15 protein-coding genes are annotated in these 15,187 nt (G+C 68.0%); 4 read left to right on the top strand and 11 right to left on the bottom strand.

Annotated features, from left to right (window positions below):
- Positions 1–70 precede the first annotated feature (70 nt).
- Positions 71–538, bottom strand: a complete 468-nt coding sequence (locus FCI23_RS26990) for an RDD family protein (RefSeq protein WP_136726535.1) — start codon at positions 536–538, stop codon at positions 71–73.
- Positions 539–750: 212 nt separating this feature from the next.
- Here FCI23_RS26990 and glnA point away from each other — a divergent pair, with 212 nt between their 5' ends.
- On the top strand, positions 751–2,163 hold the full coding sequence (gene glnA, locus FCI23_RS26985; RefSeq protein WP_136726534.1) for a type I glutamate--ammonia ligase: 1,413 nt from the start codon (positions 751–753) through the stop codon (positions 2,161–2,163).
- Positions 2,164–2,195: 32 nt separating this feature from the next.
- Here the strand turns inward: glnA and FCI23_RS26980 are convergent, their stop codons facing one another.
- Together FCI23_RS26980 and FCI23_RS58375 are read right to left on the bottom strand one after the other, a co-directional pair.
- The gene (locus FCI23_RS26980; RefSeq protein ID WP_136726533.1) at positions 2,196–3,491 is read right to left on the bottom strand and encodes a tyrosine-type recombinase/integrase; all 1,296 of its coding nucleotides are present in this window, start codon (positions 3,489–3,491) and stop codon (positions 2,196–2,198) included.
- Positions 3,484–4,008: a helix-turn-helix domain-containing protein gene (locus FCI23_RS58375; RefSeq protein WP_211265488.1), complete on the bottom strand. Its 525-nt coding sequence runs from the start codon at positions 4,006–4,008 to the stop codon at positions 3,484–3,486. The genes FCI23_RS26980 and FCI23_RS58375 overlap by 8 nt, the downstream gene beginning before the upstream one ends.
- Positions 4,009–4,179: 171 nt before the next feature.
- Between FCI23_RS58375 and FCI23_RS26970 the strand changes: the two genes are divergently transcribed.
- Together FCI23_RS26970 and FCI23_RS26965 are read left to right on the top strand one after the other, a co-directional pair.
- Complete coding sequence (locus tag FCI23_RS26970; RefSeq protein WP_136726532.1) at positions 4,180–4,515, top strand: helix-turn-helix transcriptional regulator; 336 nt, start codon at positions 4,180–4,182, stop codon at positions 4,513–4,515.
- A 133-nt stretch (positions 4,516–4,648) separates the two neighbouring features.
- The gene (locus tag FCI23_RS26965; RefSeq protein WP_136726531.1) at positions 4,649–5,974 is read left to right on the top strand and encodes a DUF3631 domain-containing protein; all 1,326 of its coding nucleotides are present in this window, start codon (positions 4,649–4,651) and stop codon (positions 5,972–5,974) included.
- A 217-nt stretch (positions 5,975–6,191) separates the two neighbouring features.
- Here the strand turns inward: FCI23_RS26965 and FCI23_RS26960 are convergent, their stop codons facing one another.
- Positions 6,192–6,941 (bottom strand): ATP-binding protein, encoded by a 750-nt coding sequence (locus FCI23_RS26960; protein ID WP_265737773.1) that lies wholly within the window; start codon positions 6,939–6,941, stop codon positions 6,192–6,194.
- A 192-nt stretch (positions 6,942–7,133) separates the two neighbouring features.
- On the opposite strand from FCI23_RS26960, the gene FCI23_RS26955 reads away from it, so the two are divergent.
- Complete coding sequence (locus FCI23_RS26955) at positions 7,134–7,940, top strand: SDR family NAD(P)-dependent oxidoreductase (protein WP_136726530.1); 807 nt, start codon at positions 7,134–7,136, stop codon at positions 7,938–7,940.
- Between the two features lie 16 nt (positions 7,941–7,956).
- Here the strand turns inward: FCI23_RS26955 and FCI23_RS26950 are convergent, their stop codons facing one another.
- The 7 genes from FCI23_RS26950 to FCI23_RS26915 all read right to left on the bottom strand — a co-directional run bounded on the left by FCI23_RS26950 (position 7,957) and on the right by FCI23_RS26915 (position 15,154).
- Positions 7,957–9,354, bottom strand: a complete 1,398-nt coding sequence (locus FCI23_RS26950) for a hypothetical protein (RefSeq protein WP_136726529.1) — start codon at positions 9,352–9,354, stop codon at positions 7,957–7,959.
- 103 nt (positions 9,355–9,457) lie between these two features.
- Positions 9,458–9,763 (bottom strand): MazG-like family protein, encoded by a 306-nt coding sequence (locus FCI23_RS26945; RefSeq protein WP_136726528.1) that lies wholly within the window; start codon positions 9,761–9,763, stop codon positions 9,458–9,460.
- Between the two features lie 86 nt (positions 9,764–9,849).
- Entirely contained in the window at positions 9,850–11,271 is a 1,422-nt protein-coding gene (locus FCI23_RS60135) for a nucleoside 2-deoxyribosyltransferase (RefSeq protein WP_246144043.1), read from the bottom strand.
- Positions 11,272–11,299: 28 nt separating this feature from the next.
- On the bottom strand, positions 11,300–12,100 hold the full coding sequence (locus FCI23_RS26930) for a carbohydrate kinase family protein (RefSeq protein ID WP_136726527.1): 801 nt from the start codon (positions 12,098–12,100) through the stop codon (positions 11,300–11,302).
- A gap of 21 nt (positions 12,101–12,121) precedes the next feature.
- Positions 12,122–12,943, bottom strand: coding sequence for a hypothetical protein (locus tag FCI23_RS26925; protein ID WP_136726526.1), 822 nt, complete (start codon positions 12,941–12,943; stop codon positions 12,122–12,124).
- Positions 12,940–13,647, bottom strand: coding sequence for a maleate cis-trans isomerase family protein (locus FCI23_RS26920; protein ID WP_136726525.1), 708 nt, complete (start codon positions 13,645–13,647; stop codon positions 12,940–12,942). Before FCI23_RS26920 ends, FCI23_RS26925 begins: the two co-directional genes overlap by 4 nt.
- A complete protein-coding gene (locus FCI23_RS26915; protein ID WP_136726524.1) occupies positions 13,631–15,154 on the bottom strand; it encodes a radical SAM protein in 1,524 nt (507 codons plus the stop codon). Before FCI23_RS26915 ends, FCI23_RS26920 begins: the two co-directional genes overlap by 17 nt.
- Positions 15,155–15,187: the final 33 nt, after the last annotated feature.

Genomic DNA, 15,187 nt, shown 5'->3' with positions numbered 1-15,187 from the left:
GGGCCCGGAGCCGGTTTTCCGTCTCCGGGCCCACCCGTTTTCTGGCTTTCCGGCGAGCGTTCCGTGCGCCTCAGATCCTGACCTGCACCGCGTGCACCGCCTTGTCGTGCAGTCCGCGCCCGTCGCGGTCCCAGATCACCGCCGGGATCACCAGCAGCAGAAGTACGGTCCGCAGCGCGATCGCCACCACCCCGAGCCGTCCGCCGTCCGCCCGCACAAGGCGCAGGCCCAGCAGCCGCTTGCCCGGGGTGCTGCCGACCGTGCCCAGTGTCAGCACGCTCATCACCGCGAAGACGGCCATCGTCCAGGGATTGGCCGTGGACACATCACGATGAGCGATCAAGCCGTATGCGATCAGCAGACACAGCCCCCAGTCGATGAACAGCGCCGCGACCCGCCTCCCCACCCTCGCCACCGACCCCGGCCCGTCCTGCGGCAACCCCAGGCGCTCGCCCGGGTAGCCGAAGTCGACGCCTGCCTGCTCGGCCGCCGCACGTGGGCCGGAGAGCCATGATCCGATTGCGTCCCTGTCATCCACCCGTCCACCGTACTGCCCCCGCACTTGAGCGCCTGCGTCAGCATCACATTGACATCCTCACCCTCCAGGGTGTCCGGTTAACCTCCAGGAAACGAATGAGTCATGATGGGGAAATCACCGATCCCTATCGTCGGCTCCAACGTGCGTCCCCATTTCGGTCTCACGTATAGCCGCAATCCGGTCCCCGCATGACCGGGCCAAGGAGGAGTTGCATGTCGTTCCACAACGCCGACGACGTGAAGAAGTTCATCTCGGACGAGGGCGTCAAGTTCATCGACGTCCGGTTCTGCGATCTGCCCGGCGTCATGCAGCACTTCACGGTCCCGGTCAGTTCCTTCGACCCCACCGAGGAGCTCGCCTTCGACGGGTCGTCGATCCGCGGCTTCCAGGCCATCCACGAGTCCGACATGGCTCTGCGCGCGGACCTCTCGACCACACGTGTCGACCCGTTCCGCAAGGACAAGACCCTCAACATCAACTTCTTCATCCACGACCCGATCACCGGCGAGCAGTACAGCCGTGACCCGCGGAACGTGGCGAAGAAGGCCGAGGCCTACCTCGCCTCCACCGGCATCGCCGACACCGCGTACTTCGGCCCCGAGGCCGAGTTCTACGTGTTCGACAGCGCCCGCTTCCAGACCAGCGCCAACCAGTCCTTCTACCACATCGACTCCGAGGCCGCCGCCTGGAACACCGGTCAGGTCGAGGACAACCGCGGCTACAAGGTCCGCTACAAGGGCGGCTACTTCCCCGCCCCGCCGGTCGACCACTTCGCCGACCTGCGCGCCGAGATGTCCCTGGAGCTTGAGGCCTCCGGCCTCCAGGTCGAGCGCCAGCACCACGAGGTCGGCACCGCGGGCCAGGCGGAGATCAACTACAAGTTCAACAGCCTCCTCGCCGCCGCCGACGACCTCATGCTCTTCAAGTACATCGTGAAGAACGTCGCCTGGCGCAACGGCAAGACCGCCACCTTCATGCCCAAGCCCATCTTCGGCGACAACGGCTCCGGCATGCACTGCCACCAGTCCCTCTGGTCCGGCGGCGAGCCCCTCTTCTACGACGAGCAGGGCTACGCGGGCCTCTCCGACACCGCCCGCTACTACATCGGCGGCATCCTCAAGCACGCCCCCTCGCTCCTCGCCTTCACCAACCCCACGGTGAACTCCTACCACCGCCTCGTCCCCGGCTTCGAAGCCCCGGTCAACCTGGTCTACTCCCAGCGCAACCGCTCGGCCGCCATCCGTATCCCCATCACGGGTGCCAACCCCAAGGCCAAGCGCATCGAATTCCGCGCCCCGGACCCGTCCAGCAACCCGTACCTGGCCTTCTCCGCCCTGCTGCTGGCCGGCCTCGACGGCATCAAGAACAAGATCGAGCCCGCCGAGCCCGTCGACAAGGACCTCTACGAGCTGGCCCCGGAGGAGCACGCGAGCGTCCCCCAGGTCCCCACCTCCCTCCCGGCCGTCCTCGACGCCCTCGAGGCCGACCACGAGTTCCTCCTCGCCGGCGGGGTCTTCACCCCGGACCTGATCGAGACCTGGATCGACTACAAGCGCGTCAACGAGATCGCCCCGATCCAGCTCCGGCCGCACCCGCACGAGTTCGAGCTGTACTTCGACATCTAAGTCGATACGCCGCTGACCTGCGGTAACGCCTTCTAGGCTGCCGCCGAGGGCACAACGGGGGCACTCTCCCGGGATGTTCGCGAGGAAAGGCCGTCGACCGCCGCCGTCAAGGCGCGGTCGACGGCCTTCTTCGTACGCTCCTCGCTGGCGGGCATGAGGTGTGTGTACGTGCGGAGCGTAAAGCCGGGGTCCGAGTGCCCCAGGTACTCGGAGAGAGCCTTGATGCTCTCCCCCGCGTCGAGCAGCACGCTCGCGTAGTGGTGACGGAGGGCGTGCATGCCGTCGCTCCGGGCCTCGCCGTACTTCTCGCCCTCCGGCTTCGTCTCGATGACGCCCGCCTTCGCGAGGGCGGGCTTCCAGACGTAGGTGTTGAAGTAGTTGCGGTTGACCGCCTTGCTCTCGCGTGATGTGAACAGCAGATCGGCGGTGACCGGCTTCCCGTCGGGCACCGCCCAGGGCAGCGTTACGGTACGGGCCGGGCGGGCCGCCAGGTGCGCGGCTATGGCCTCGCCGACCTTCGACGGCAGTGGTACGTCACGCTCCTTCTGCCCCTTCGGCAGCGCGAAGACAAGCTGCTTGCTGACGTGCTTGATCTGGCGGCGGACGTGGACGACGCCCCGGAGGAAGTCGATGTCCTTAACGGCGAGACCGAAGATCTCGCCCTGGCGGAGCCCGCAACCGGCGCCGATGACCGCCATGCAGGCGTACGCATCGGGGAGAGCGCTGACGACCGAGAGCACCCGCCTGGGCGCCCACGGCTGCACGCGTGGGCGGTTGTCCTTCGGGAGGCGGATCGAGCCCGCCCGGCAGGGGTTCCGGGCGATGAGGGCGTCGTCCACAGCCGCGCTGAGCATGCCGGAGAGATTCGCAAAGATGACCTTCACGTAGCTGGCGGCGAGCTTGTCCTTCTCCAGCCCGCTCACCCACGCCTGGAGCATGGACGGTCGCAGAGCGCGGAGTTGGTGACTGCCCAGGTGCGGGAGAACGTGCAGACGTATGCGCAGCTCGACGGCCTGGATGGTGCCGAGGTCTCCGGTCTGGGACTCCAGCCAGGTCTTGGCGAACGTCTCCAGAGTGACCTTGCCCGCGCTCGGGTCGACGTAAGTGCCGAGATTCAGGTCGGTCTCGACCTTGGCCGAGCGCGCGTCGGCGTCGACCCGGCGGTCGAAGTTCTCCTTGCGCTGGATGCCCTTGGGGTCGCGCCAACGGACCTGCCAGCGCTTCCCCTTGCCGTGGGCGGCGGACCGGAACTTGCCCTTGTGCTCGGCGCATTCGGCCTCGTCCGCCTTGGGTCGGGCCTTGTGCCAGGTGTCGTACACCTCAGCCATCGAGCAGTGCCTCCTTGAGGTTGTCCAGGAGCGTCAGCAGCTCCTGTTTGGTGAGCCGCCCGAGGGGGTTCGGGTTGGCGGGTTCGTGAGAGACGAGGCGGTCGGCGCGTCGACCCTCTGGGCGGGTGCGCAGGGCGTGGGCGAGGCCACCGTCGTCGTCTCGGTCTTCCGGCAACGGGATCAGCGGTCTGACGCCGTCTGCCCAGTCCCAGGCGTGAGCAGCGGTGACGGTGCCACCGCCGGTCACACGGACGGTGGTCTCGTCCGCCACGGGAGGCAGCAGCAGAGTCGCGGGAGCGACGCCGAGGGCGGCGGCGAAGACGGCGAGGTCATCGACGTCCATGCGTCGCTCACTGCGCTCGATCTTGCTGATCGCAGCAGTGAGCATCGGACGGCCCAGTTCGGTGAGCCGTTCTGCGAGCGCACGTTGGCTGAGGCCCAGGGCTGTGCGCAGGCGATCGATGTTCGCGGCGGTCTGAAGACCGGTCGGGCCGATCTCCACGGGTCGTGTAGCCATGACCCAGATGTTGATCAGTGTTCGACAGCTTCGTCAAGTCCGCAATCCCGTCCGTGCCGTACTGTGCCGCGCCATCCAAAATCAGACCCACCCGTGTTGCCTAGCCCACTTCCGAGATGCCTCTGATCTGCATAGTCACTGCCCATCGATCGATTTCGAACGCTTCCCATCATGCTCCACGGAAGCCAGTTGGTGCGGCCGGACTTCGTGGCTATCGTGTGCCAGCACCACGCCGGACCGATCCAAGATGGAGTGACGCTGTCGCGTTCCGAACGACGAATACCCGCCCAGCGCACCACCGCCCGGCAAGGGGGAGGCACGGACCGCCGCGCGCTGGCATCCGCAGAGGAGTTGTCCGCCTACCTCGGCGTGCCGCTGGCCACCCTGTACGCCTGGAACCACCGGCGCCAGGGACCGACTGCGCACAAGGTCGGCCGACACCTGCGCTATCGCTGGGTGGAGGTGGAGACATGGCTGGACAGCCAGGCGATAGACCGAGCCGCCTGACCGACGCAGCAAAACGGACCCCCGGCGCTACAACGCCGAGGGTCCGGAGAACTCCCCGCAGCCGACAACTAACCGATCAACCACGGTGGCGCTGGGCCTGCCAGCCCCGCGCCACCGGTCGAGGAGATTCACCATGCAGCCTACGACTGCCGGCATGAGCCCCGCATCCACGAAAGCGACCTGGCCACTCGTCGCGGTCCCCGGTCAGCCCGGCGCCCACCTGTCCGCTGTCCCGGTCACCGAGGACGGCACACCAGAAGTGGCCCCGGTCAGTGATCGGGTGACCGGAAGTACTGACCAGGCGCCGGTCACTGATTCCGGTCAGCCGACCGGACCCACCGGCCCCGAGGAGAGCGCTCCGGCGACCAAGGGCGCTGACCTACTGACCGAGCTGCGGTCAGCCATCGCTCGCTACGTCATCATGCCCAGCCGGGAGGCCTTGGACGCGGCCACTCTGTGGGTAGCTGCCACCCACCTCCAGCCCGCGTGGCAGCACGCGCCACGCTTGGCGGTGGTCGGTCCCGCCAAGCGGTGCGGCAAGTCCCGCCTGCTGGATGTGCTGCATGACACCGTCCACGACCCGTTCATCACGGTCAACTCCACTCCGGCGGCGATCTTCCGGTCGATCACCGAGCAGCCGCCGACTCTCCTGGTCGACGAGGCGGACACCCTCTTCGGCAGCCCGAAGGTCGCGGAGAAGAACGAGGAGATGCGCGGCCTGCTCAACGCCGGTCACCAGCGCAACCGGCCGACCACCCGAGTGTCCGGGCCGGAGCACAAACCGACGAAGTTCCTGACCTTCGCCATGGCGGCCCTCGCCGGCATCGGTGACCTCCCCGACACAATCATGGACCGGGCAGTCGTCATCCGGATGCGACGCCGGGCACCGGGCGAACGCGTCCAGTCCTTCCGCTCTCGCTGGGACACCCCGCCCCTCCACGCCCTGCGCGACCGCATCGCAACCTGGTTGACCCCGCTGTTGGACACCGCCGCCCGCATGGAACCGCCCATGCCGGTCGACGACCGCGCGGCGGACACCTGGGAACCCCTGGTCATCGTCGCCGACCTCGCCGGAGGCGACTGGCCACGCCTGGCTCGCACCGCCTGCACGGCGATGACCGCGCATGAGGCCGGCCAGGACGAGGAAGGCGGGCTGAAGACCCGCATCCTTACCGACATCCGGGCCGTCTTCGCCGCCTACGGCGACCCCGACGCGCTCCCGACCGAGCACCTGCTGTCCGCCCTGCGCGCCGACACCGAGGCCCCGTGGGCCGAACACGGCCCCAACGGCCTCAGCCCGCGCGGCCTGCAAATCCTGCTCAAGGACTACGGCATCAGCTCCGCCAACCTCCGCTTCCCCGACGGCACTCAGCGAAAGGGCTTCGTCCGCAACCGCTTCGCCGACGCCTGGACCCGCTACTGCCCCGAGGCCAATGAGCCCGACCACATCGGGCGTTAACCCGTATCCACCCGTCCCAACCGTCCCCGCGCAGCTCAACGCGGGGACGGTTCCTTTCCCCGGGACGGGTCCACCCGCACGGCGTACCGTGAGGAACCCGCCCCCGCTCGGCCCCGCCGCCCTGCGCCAAGACGACTCGACCCGCCGCATGGTTCCGACTCGTACCAGCCTGACCAGGAGCGCAACGGGTGTGACGACTGCGATGCCACCCCCGCACTCAACCCCGACGACGGCACAGAAGACGCGCGCGAGCGGATAGGCACGATGAGCGTGCGTCGCACAGCAAGCTATAGCCGTGGATATCCCAAAGGGATATCCACGGCGCTTGCCCTCGCCCAGGGGTGCGAGGGCGGGTCCCCGAGCGAGGGCGCACGGGGACGGGACCAGCTTCTAGCGGCAGGCCCGTGCCCGCCGGGTAGGGGAGCCATGGCACGTTGGCTTCCGGCGGGCACGGGGGTGCGCACCGTCCCCGCCAGGGCTGCCACCTCGGCGGGAACGGCGTTCCATGGAGGCGGTCAGCCGCCCGCAGGCGGCACCGCGAGGGTGCACCAGATGATTTTGGATTTGGTTTCGCTGAGGCGCCAACCCCAGGCGGTGGCCAGGTACCCACGAGTTCGAGTCCGCGTCCGTGTTCGGCGTCGTTATCGGGGCGCTGCAGGGCAGGCGGGCTGGCGGATCCATCCTCGACTTCGATGTAGACGATTCCGTCGTCGTGGCAGAGGCTCAGCTCGATGTCGCCGTGAGGGGCATGCTCCACGGCGTTCGTCACCAACTCGCTCGACAACAGCACCGCTTCGAACACCACACGTCGCAGGCCCCAAGCCATGAGGGCCTTCTCGACCGCATGCCGTGCGCGGCGAACCTCGCTGCGCTCCGGGGCCAGGCGGAGTGCAAGCCGACATTGGGCATTCGATAGCGGGTGGACACGAGGCTCGGGCGGCCTGGCCGTGAATTGCTCGCCGATCATGATCATCACGTCCGATTCCGTTGCGCCCGATGAGAGACCAGAACGCGTCCTCCGCCGAGCAGCCGAGCGACTCCATGAGGACGCCTCCTACAGACAAACGCTGCGACCGGGCTAACGGGGAGGGTGCACTGGGGATGTCTGCGGGCAGTGGGGTTGTACGTTGTTCGCGTAGGCGATGGAAGGAGCCGGATCATGGACGAAAGTGCAGACCAGACGCTCTCTGGATGGAGGTTGCAAGGGCGTCGAGTACTGGTCACTGGGGGCTCCCGCGGTCTGGGCGAGGCCATCGTCAAGCGCTTGGTCGCAGAGGGGTGCACGCTGGCTGTCTGCGCACGGGGAGTCGGCCAGCTCCAGCAACTCGCCGAGCGTATCGAGCAGCGGGGAAGGACACCGGTGTTCACCCGGGCCCTGGACGTGGCCGCACCAGAACTGCTCGAAGATTTCGTCGGGGATGCCGCAGCACGCCTCGGTGGCTTGGACGGCGTGGTCGCGTGCGCGGGCGGTGCCAGCGGTCGCGGGCTGGAGGGAGCCAGCGCCCAGGACTGGATGAGGACCTGGGAGCTGAATGCCGGCCATGCCGCCCGGCTCCTCGCCGCGTCGGCCCCGCACCTGCGGGCGGCCGGGGGTGGCTCAGCGGTCATCGTTGCTTCCATTTCCGGCTGGAAGCCTGGTCCGCAGGCCCAGTACGGAGCAGCGAAGGCTGCTCAGATCCATCTCGCCGCTTCGCTTGCCCGGGAGTTGGGAGCGGATGACATCCGGGTGAACGCAGTGTCGCCGGGCTCGATGCTGATTCCGGGAAAGCGGTGGGACCGGATGCGGCAGGAGGATCCAGGGGCGTACGCAGCTTTCACCCGGGAGGTACCGTCGGGCGAGCTGGTGCGGCCGGAGGAGGTCGCGGCCGTGGTGACATTCCTGCTGTCCGACCAGGCGAGCGGGATCTCCGGGGCGAACATCCCGGTGGACCGCGCGCAGAACTCACCTACGCCACAAGGCTACTGACGCTCTCGCGCTCTGTTCAGGCTGCTCCGAGCAGCGGCTGGGCCTGCTTCTCGAAGCGCCGGACGATCGGCTCGCTGCGGTGTGGTTCGAGGCGGGCGCGGAAGTCGCGGAGGGCTTGGACGGAGCGTTCAGAGTGGACGGCGCCGGAGCCGAGCCATTTCAGGGCTGTGCCAGCCGCGTCGATGGCCTGGTCGAGGCGGCGCTGTTGCAGGTGTGCGGTGGCCATGACGGCCTGGCTGATGGCTTGGCGGCGTGCGCGTTGTCCGTTGGCCAAAACGGAGTCGGCCGCGAGGGCTTCGGCCTGTTTGGCGTTGCCAAGGTCGCGGAAGCAGTGGGCGGCTTCTGCCGCGAGGTAGTGGTGATCAAGGTAACGGACCCAGGGGGATTCGTGGTCGGGGCCACGGCTCGATTCCCAGGCGCTCTCGGCGGCGCTCAGCGCGGTCGCAGTCTCCTTCGCCCGGCCTTCGGCGGCGTGGCCGCGAGCTGCCATCAAGTGCAAGCGCATCAGGCCGAGCGGGCTGCCAGCGTGCTTGGCAGTGGCCAACCCCATGCGGGCGAAGGCCACACCTTCGGCGGGATGACCGAGGTTGGTGGCGAGGTGGGACATGCCAGCACAGATCTGGCCGCCGAGGACCTTGTCGCGGCCTTGTTCGCACAGGCGCAGGGCCTGGGTCATGTAACGCTGGGCCAGCCCGTACTCGGCGGAGTCGTACGAGCACCAGCCCGCCATCGCGGCGAGCTTCGCTGCGGCGGTGAAAAGCTGGCGCCGCTGCTGTTCGGGGAGCCTGTGCCGCTGAAGCATCGGGATCACTTCGGTGGTGAGGTAGTGGATGATCGCGGTCCGGACATGGGAACCGCCATAGCGGTTGTCCATCTCGTCGAACGTAGAGATCATGAAATGGACCGGCTCAACCGGCCCTTGATCGGCAGCCGCAGCCAGGTGCGGGACGGCTTCGTCGTCCAGTTCGGCGAGCCACAGCAGCCAGTGGCGCTGTGTGTTCGCCACTGCCCCGGCGACGAAGGGGACCGTGCCGAGGAGACTACGGCGGGATATGTCGAGTGAACCGAGCTCAGCGAGCGTGTGCAGGGTGGCAGCCACATCTTCACGGTAAGCGAGTGCCTGCGCGGCGACCGGACGTTCGGGTTCCGTCGCGAAGCCCAGGTCCACGGGGCTGATGTGACGGGCCAGCCGCTCGGACAGCGCGGCGGCGATGAACTCCGGTGCCCGTCCTCGGGGGTGCTTGCCCTGGATCCAGCGGGTCACGGATGCCTTGTCGTAGCGCATCACCAGGCCTTGGTGGGCGGCAAGCTCGTTCACACGGCGGGCGAGCACGGAATGGGAACAACCCGCCTCGGCCATAGCGGAGGCGAGCGGATGGTCGGCCACGAGAAGCCCCCCGTCGTGCTTGCTCATGGACTGATGATGCCCGCTGTTATACGACGACTACTACGAGTTCGCGGCAGGACGGCCGAAGAACAACCCCTGTACAACCCGACAACCCCAGTCCCGGGTGGCTTCAGGCGTCGCTCACACGGATGGGGACTCCATGCGCGTCCCGCTCGTAGACCCGCTTGATGTTCTTGTCCAGCTTGCGCTGGACCTCTCCTTGCAGGTCGATCCCGTTCATCTCGGCAAGTGCGGCGAGGTACAGGAAGACATCGGCCAGTTCTTCGCCGAAATCGGGCAGGCGCTTGCGCCAAGCGGTGAAGGCTTCGCCGACTTCGGCATTGAGGAGACCAAACTCAAGGGGTGTATCAGTGGTGTTGAACCCCTTGTCGAGTTTGTTGTCCCACGCGAGCTTTTGGGCTGATCGGATGTCCAAGGCTCCTCCGGAGCACGCGGTGTGGCAGGTGCTGCCGCAGCCTAACGAGGGCTGTGGGTCGCGTGTCGGGAGATCCGCCATTGTCGTCACCCGGTCGAGGGGAGTTCTTCCACAGTGGTGTCGATCGTGAGGACAGGGGCGTATGAGGAGAGAGTCTCGAAGGCCCGGTGATAGGCAGCGACCAAGGCGGTCACCTCGGCCAAGTCCTCCGCTGCGCCGTCGCGCTGGACGAGGCGGGCATGGATGACCGCCGGCGGTGCCGTCAGGTGCAGGAAGACACCGTTGCGGGCGGCCACGGCTTCGGCGAGGTCGAATGCCTGGACCCAGGTGAGCCGGGAGCGTCCTCGGCGCAGCGGGCCGTAGACGAGTTCGCTGATGAAGCACCGGTCCAGGACGAGCCGGCCGGGTTGTTGGAGCAAGTCGCGGTAGCGGCCGGCGAGATCGAGGTGGTCGGGGGTGCGGATGGAGTGCACGACCGTGAAGCCGTGAGCCCGCGTGAAGTGGGCGGCGAGAGTTTTCCCGGCACCGTCGCAGCCTTCGAGGACGACGGTCTCGTAGGCGGCGGCTGCTTGAGCCTCGTTCACGTGTTGATCCAGGCGGCGAGGTCCTTGGCGGCCGCTGACCGCGTACTGGATCATCAAATTGCGCCAGTTCGGTTCCCTGCCGCGCGCGTGGCTCAAAGCGGGTCGCGGCTGGTACGCGAGGACGCTGCGGCCGAGAGCGGCGGCTGCCCCGATGAGCGCGGCGGCTCCCGGTGGGGCTTCGGGGCCCGAGACGTCGGCGATGAGCAGCTCCGACGCCATTGCGTTCGCCCAGTCGGCTCGCGCGGCGGCGTACGGATCGGCGGCGCGGAAGCGGCCAGCCCAGTGCACTGGGCGTTTGGTGCAGCGCATGACGTCATCGAGCGCTGGGTCACGGGGAACGTACGGCGACGGCTCGACGTAGACGGCGTCAGACTGTGTCGCGCGCGCCATGGGGGCGGGCGCTGCACTGACGAGGCCCAGGGCCGCGTCCGTCGCTTGTTCCACCGCAAGTTCGACCTGATCCTGGTTGCGTTCCACGAATGCCTCGAACCTGCTGCCACCATGCGCCGAGGCAATCGGCGCAAGCCGCTCAACCCGTACGACGCGGCTCGCCAGGCATTCCACCAAGGGGTCGGGAAAGGTCCACTGCGGACCTTCGTCGGTCAGCGAGTAGGTCTGGAAGTCGGTGGTCACCACTACGACGGGGGTTCCGAGCGCGGTGGCGTAGCCGATCTCCATGCATACCCCGTCGTCCAGGCTGGGGCCGTGCAGAACGGCGACCATGGCGGTCAGGCGGCGGAGGCGTTCGCTGTCCAGCTCGAACAGGCGGCGACCCTTGACGTCGGCTACCAGGTCTTCCTCGTCGGTGTCGCAGAACGGCAGGAAGACGTTGTCGGCTCCGACCTTGGCTGCGAGGCGATCTGCGATGCGGGCGGCCAGGGCGCGGTCGTGGGCGGCGAACAGGCGATGGGCGACGTAGTACACCGTGCGGCTCCCTTTGGAGGCGGGATCTTCAGGGGCGGTGCGAAGGCGCGAGGATGTGCGTGGACGCGGCGGAGACTGCGGCGCGCAGGGCCGAGCTGTCGTCGTGACCGTTGAGGCGATGGGCGAGGAAGGTGCCGGTCAGCGTGTCGCCGGCTCCGGTGACCTCGGCGGGGGTAACAGTTGGCGGCGCAAAGGTGAGGACCTGCTGTCCATGGCATAGGAGCCGGGCCGGGCGTGGCCCGTCCGTGATGACAACGGTCCGCAGGGCGCTGACATCGATCACCTGTTCAAGGAGCCGGTACTCCGCCTCGTTGGTGAACACAACCTCGGCGTACGGGAGCCAGGGCGCAGCCTCGGCCACGATGCGCTCGGCGCTGCTAACGATGAAATCGACACTGAACGTCGCGCCGGACGACGCGAGAGAGCGGAGGACGAGGGGTACATCCAGGGGGCGACGGCAACAGACGTGGTACCGGTCGCACGGGTGTCGGGTGATGTGGTCCAGGGCGTGCTCGGTGAGATGTTCGGCAACACCGTAGGCGGCGGTCATCCCGATGAGCTGGTCGTCCGCGTCGTAGTCCAGTTGGAACGCTGCCGAGGCGCCGGTCACGGTAAGCAGGGCGCTCAGGTCAAGTCCGGGTTGGTGGAGGTCGGCTGGTAAATCGGGGAGGTCCAGACCGATCACCGACACAGGAGCGGCTTGGACTCCCCCGCGCGCGGCTGCCAGCGATATGTACAGCGCTGCGCCCCCGACTTGCTCAGCGCCGTAGCCGTTCGGGTAGTGGGTGCGGTCGCGGGATAGGTTGCCGATCACGGACAGGCGCTGCATGGTCCCCCCACATGAGGCGCGTCAGGGCGAGGCGTGGTCACAGTCGATCGCCGTCGCGCACACAGGGCGGCGCTGGCACAGGCGGTCCGACGGACGGTTGAGGAACAGGCGCTTGAAGTAGATCAGCACCAGATGCGCCCACCACGTCGGCAGAGCATCGGACGGCACGGTGACGGCGTACTCGTGCCGGCCGATCAGTCTTCGGAAGTCCTCAGCCTGCGCCTGGACCGCCCCTTCCAACAGGTGCCGCAGGTGCTCGTGGGCCACGGATCCGCTGGGGAGCTTGATGCCCAGGGCAGGGCCGAGTTTGGTGACCATCCCGGAGTCGACGGGGATGATGCCGCAGTGATAGCCGCGGGCGTAGAGCAGCGCGCACTGGGCGACCTTGTACGAGGCGCCGTGGACCTCTTCCGCGAAGCGCTGGATCAAGACGCTGTGATCCCCGTCCGGGGCGAGTGGGTCAGTGTCGTCCTTGGCCCAGCGGTCGAGGAGATCGATGAGGGAGCGGAAGTAGTCGATGCGAGTGCGTGTCAGCCCGAGTGGGGCGACGAGATCGGCCAGTTCGGCGTCGGTGCCGCCCGCCAGCACGTCAAAGCCGGTCGCGTCCGCTGCCGCGATGACTCGGGCATAGGTGTCGATCATTCGGTACGAGACGCGGGTGGACCACCCGGCAGCCAGCATCCGAATCCGGGTATCGGTGATCGAGGCGGGCCACCAGCGGTTGTCGTCGTGATTCGCCTCGACCTCATGTCTGACCTCAAGCAGCGCAGCAGCGCGGTCGACCAGGCGGAAGATGCGTGCGACCTGGGGCCGGGTGGGCTTGAGCGGGGTGAGGACCGTCATGGGCGGGCTCCGGTGACGAGTCGGGCGGCGTACAGGGCCATGGCGAGGTTGGAGGAGATGACCGGCTTGCCGAGCGTGGCCTGCAGTTCTGCCAGCAGCGCCTGGCTGTGCCAGCCGGTGCACGACAGGACCAGAGCCTGCGCAGCCTCCAGCCCCTCCGGTGGGATCTCCTGAACCAGCCTACGGACCTGATCACCTGTCACACCGGGATATCCGTCCACCAAATCGAGCGCAGCCCACTCCGTCACCGCCGTACCCGCCTGTCGCAGGACGTCGACCTCCACCCGTGTGACCTCCTTCGGGTACGGAGTGGCCAAGGCGACACGCTCGGCTCCCACCAGGCGGAGGGAATCCCGGAGGGCGTCGAAGGCGGTGACCACGCCCGTCGGCAACGGCGTGCCGCTGGTGAACCCGGCCGACGTGCAGGCCAGCAGCACACCATCGAGTGGGATGTGGGAGAGCGAATCCATCGCCGAGGCTGCGGCTTCGCGCAAGCCGTGCCAGAAGGCGTCGTCCACCGCCGTGGTCCTCGACGCCGGCACCAACCGGGCGTAGTGAAAGACCACATGGCGCAGGCCGAAGCGCGGCAGCTCCGCCTCGACCGCGACGTTGGCCCAGGGGAGCAGCACCCCCACGTGCGCTGTACGGACAGCTTGCGCATCCCACTCCGCCAGCAGGCGAAGCGCGTCACTGGACGGCGGCACGGCGCTCCCCGTAGATCACGCGCGGGGCGTGCCCAGTGACGGTCAGCTCCGTCTTCGTGCCCAACGGCTCGGCTGTTCCACGTTCGATGATCTGGATGGAGTACGAGCCCAGCCGCCGGTACCAGGTGCCGCTCGTGTTCACGAAGAACGAGTGCAGGCTCGGGATGTGCAGGCCCGCCGGGTAGACGCGCTGCTTCATCGGCTGGTCCCAGCCGTGATCGATGTCGGCCTTCCACGACTCGAACTGCTCGGCCGACGGCGGCGGTTCCACTTCCTGAAGCGCTGCCAGCGGGGTGCCGGGGAAGGCGCGGGCCTGCCGGACATTGGTGCGGTGACACAGCCATCCGGCGTCCAGGATCTGTTGCAGGCCGAGCAGATTGGCGATGTGGGTGCCGTGCGTCTCGCCCGGCAGACCGTAGATGAGGTTCAGTCCCGGCAGGAGTTTGGGCAGCCCGCCCGGTCCGCGCTCGGCACCGGCCTCGTTCACGTGCTCCATCGCGCGCATGAGGACCTTCGGCGTGCAGGTCAGGGCGTTCCGCTCGATCACGACCGGGTCGAAGGACTCCATCCCCATCGGGGCGCAGTTGCCCTCGGTGCAGTAGTCGGCGACCAGTTTCGCGATGCGCTTGCCCGCAGGCGAGGCGACGGCGAGCGGGTCGGCGTTGTCGATGTGCAGCACTTCCAGTTCCGGGCACGCCTCGCGGATCCCGCTCAGCAGCGTGGTGATGGCTCCCTCGTCACGCCCCTGATAGGAGAAGAAGCAGGTCTGCTGGCCGAGCCGGAAGTTGCGCACTCCGGCCGCGTACAGGCACCGCACCTCGTCCAGGACGTCGTCGACCTCCCGGAAGTCGACCGACGCCGACTTCACCGGCTCGTTGCAGAAGCTGCAGAACCGCTTGCGCGTGCAGCCCCGGTACAGCTCGATCTCCGCGATCGGCCGCCAACGCATCTGCTCCACCAGCCCCGCGTACGAGCCGCGATCCGCCCGCAACCGGTCGTACGCCGCCCCCGACCGACTGCCCAGCGCGAGATCCCCCGAGGTCGCCGTGTGCGTGTGTACCGCGTCGAACAGCCCGGCGTAGGTGGCCGGCTCAGCCAGCGCGTACGTGGCCATCGGGCCAAGCAGGTACCTGCGACCCCGTACGCAGGCGAGCGCGCGGGCGATCTCGTCCACGGTGCCGTTCACGGCGTGAAGATGCACCGAGGGCACCTTGTCCCCTGCGACGACCACCACCGCTTCGGCGTCCCGCAGCAGCCGGACCGCATCCTCGCGGTTGACCGTCGCCGAGTAGGTGAGCGGGTCGCTCAGGGGCGGCTCCACCCCAGGGCGTCCATCGGCCAGGCCCCACCGGACATCGTCGATCGTCACGTACTTCACCTCGGCCTCGGGCCAGGCCCGGTCCAGGGCGGCGTACGCGGTGCTCACGTACGTCGACAGGTACGGCGGCACCCCGAGCCCGCTCGGCTCCACGGTGTAGCAGTCCAGGATCACCACGTGCTTGCCCATGCGGCATCTCCCTCCCATGGCCGAACCGGCGAT

Origin of the sequence: Actinacidiphila oryziradicis (assembly GCF_005047355.1) — a bacterium.
Taxonomy (GTDB): domain Bacteria; phylum Actinomycetota; class Actinomycetes; order Streptomycetales; family Streptomycetaceae; genus Actinacidiphila; species Actinacidiphila oryziradicis.
This window is presented reverse-complemented; position numbering and strand designations above follow the sequence as displayed.

What these genes read in the sequence shown, in the direction of transcription:
- glnA (WP_136726534.1), top strand. Translation starts at nt 751, where the DNA reads ATGTCGTTCCACAACGCCGACGACGTGAAGAAGTTCATCTCGGACGAG.
- FCI23_RS26980 (WP_136726533.1), bottom strand. Translation starts at nt 3,491, where the DNA reads ATGGCTGAGGTGTACGACACCTGGCACAAGGCCCGACCCAAGGCGGAC.
- FCI23_RS58375 (WP_211265488.1), bottom strand. Translation starts at nt 4,008, where the DNA reads ATGGCTACACGACCCGTGGAGATCGGCCCGACCGGTCTTCAGACCGCC.
- FCI23_RS26970 (WP_136726532.1), top strand. Translation starts at nt 4,180, where the DNA reads ATGCTCCACGGAAGCCAGTTGGTGCGGCCGGACTTCGTGGCTATCGTG.
- FCI23_RS26965 (WP_136726531.1), top strand. Translation starts at nt 4,649, where the DNA reads ATGCAGCCTACGACTGCCGGCATGAGCCCCGCATCCACGAAAGCGACC.
- FCI23_RS26960 (WP_265737773.1), bottom strand. Translation starts at nt 6,941, where the DNA reads ATGATCGGCGAGCAATTCACGGCCAGGCCGCCCGAGCCTCGTGTCCAC.
- FCI23_RS26955 (WP_136726530.1), top strand. Translation starts at nt 7,134, where the DNA reads ATGGACGAAAGTGCAGACCAGACGCTCTCTGGATGGAGGTTGCAAGGG.
- FCI23_RS26950 (WP_136726529.1), bottom strand. Translation starts at nt 9,354, where the DNA reads ATGAGCAAGCACGACGGGGGGCTTCTCGTGGCCGACCATCCGCTCGCC.
- FCI23_RS26930 (WP_136726527.1), bottom strand. Translation starts at nt 12,100, where the DNA reads ATGCAGCGCCTGTCCGTGATCGGCAACCTATCCCGCGACCGCACCCAC.
- FCI23_RS26925 (WP_136726526.1), bottom strand. Translation starts at nt 12,943, where the DNA reads ATGACGGTCCTCACCCCGCTCAAGCCCACCCGGCCCCAGGTCGCACGC.
- FCI23_RS26915 (WP_136726524.1), bottom strand. Translation starts at nt 15,154, where the DNA reads ATGGGCAAGCACGTGGTGATCCTGGACTGCTACACCGTGGAGCCGAGC.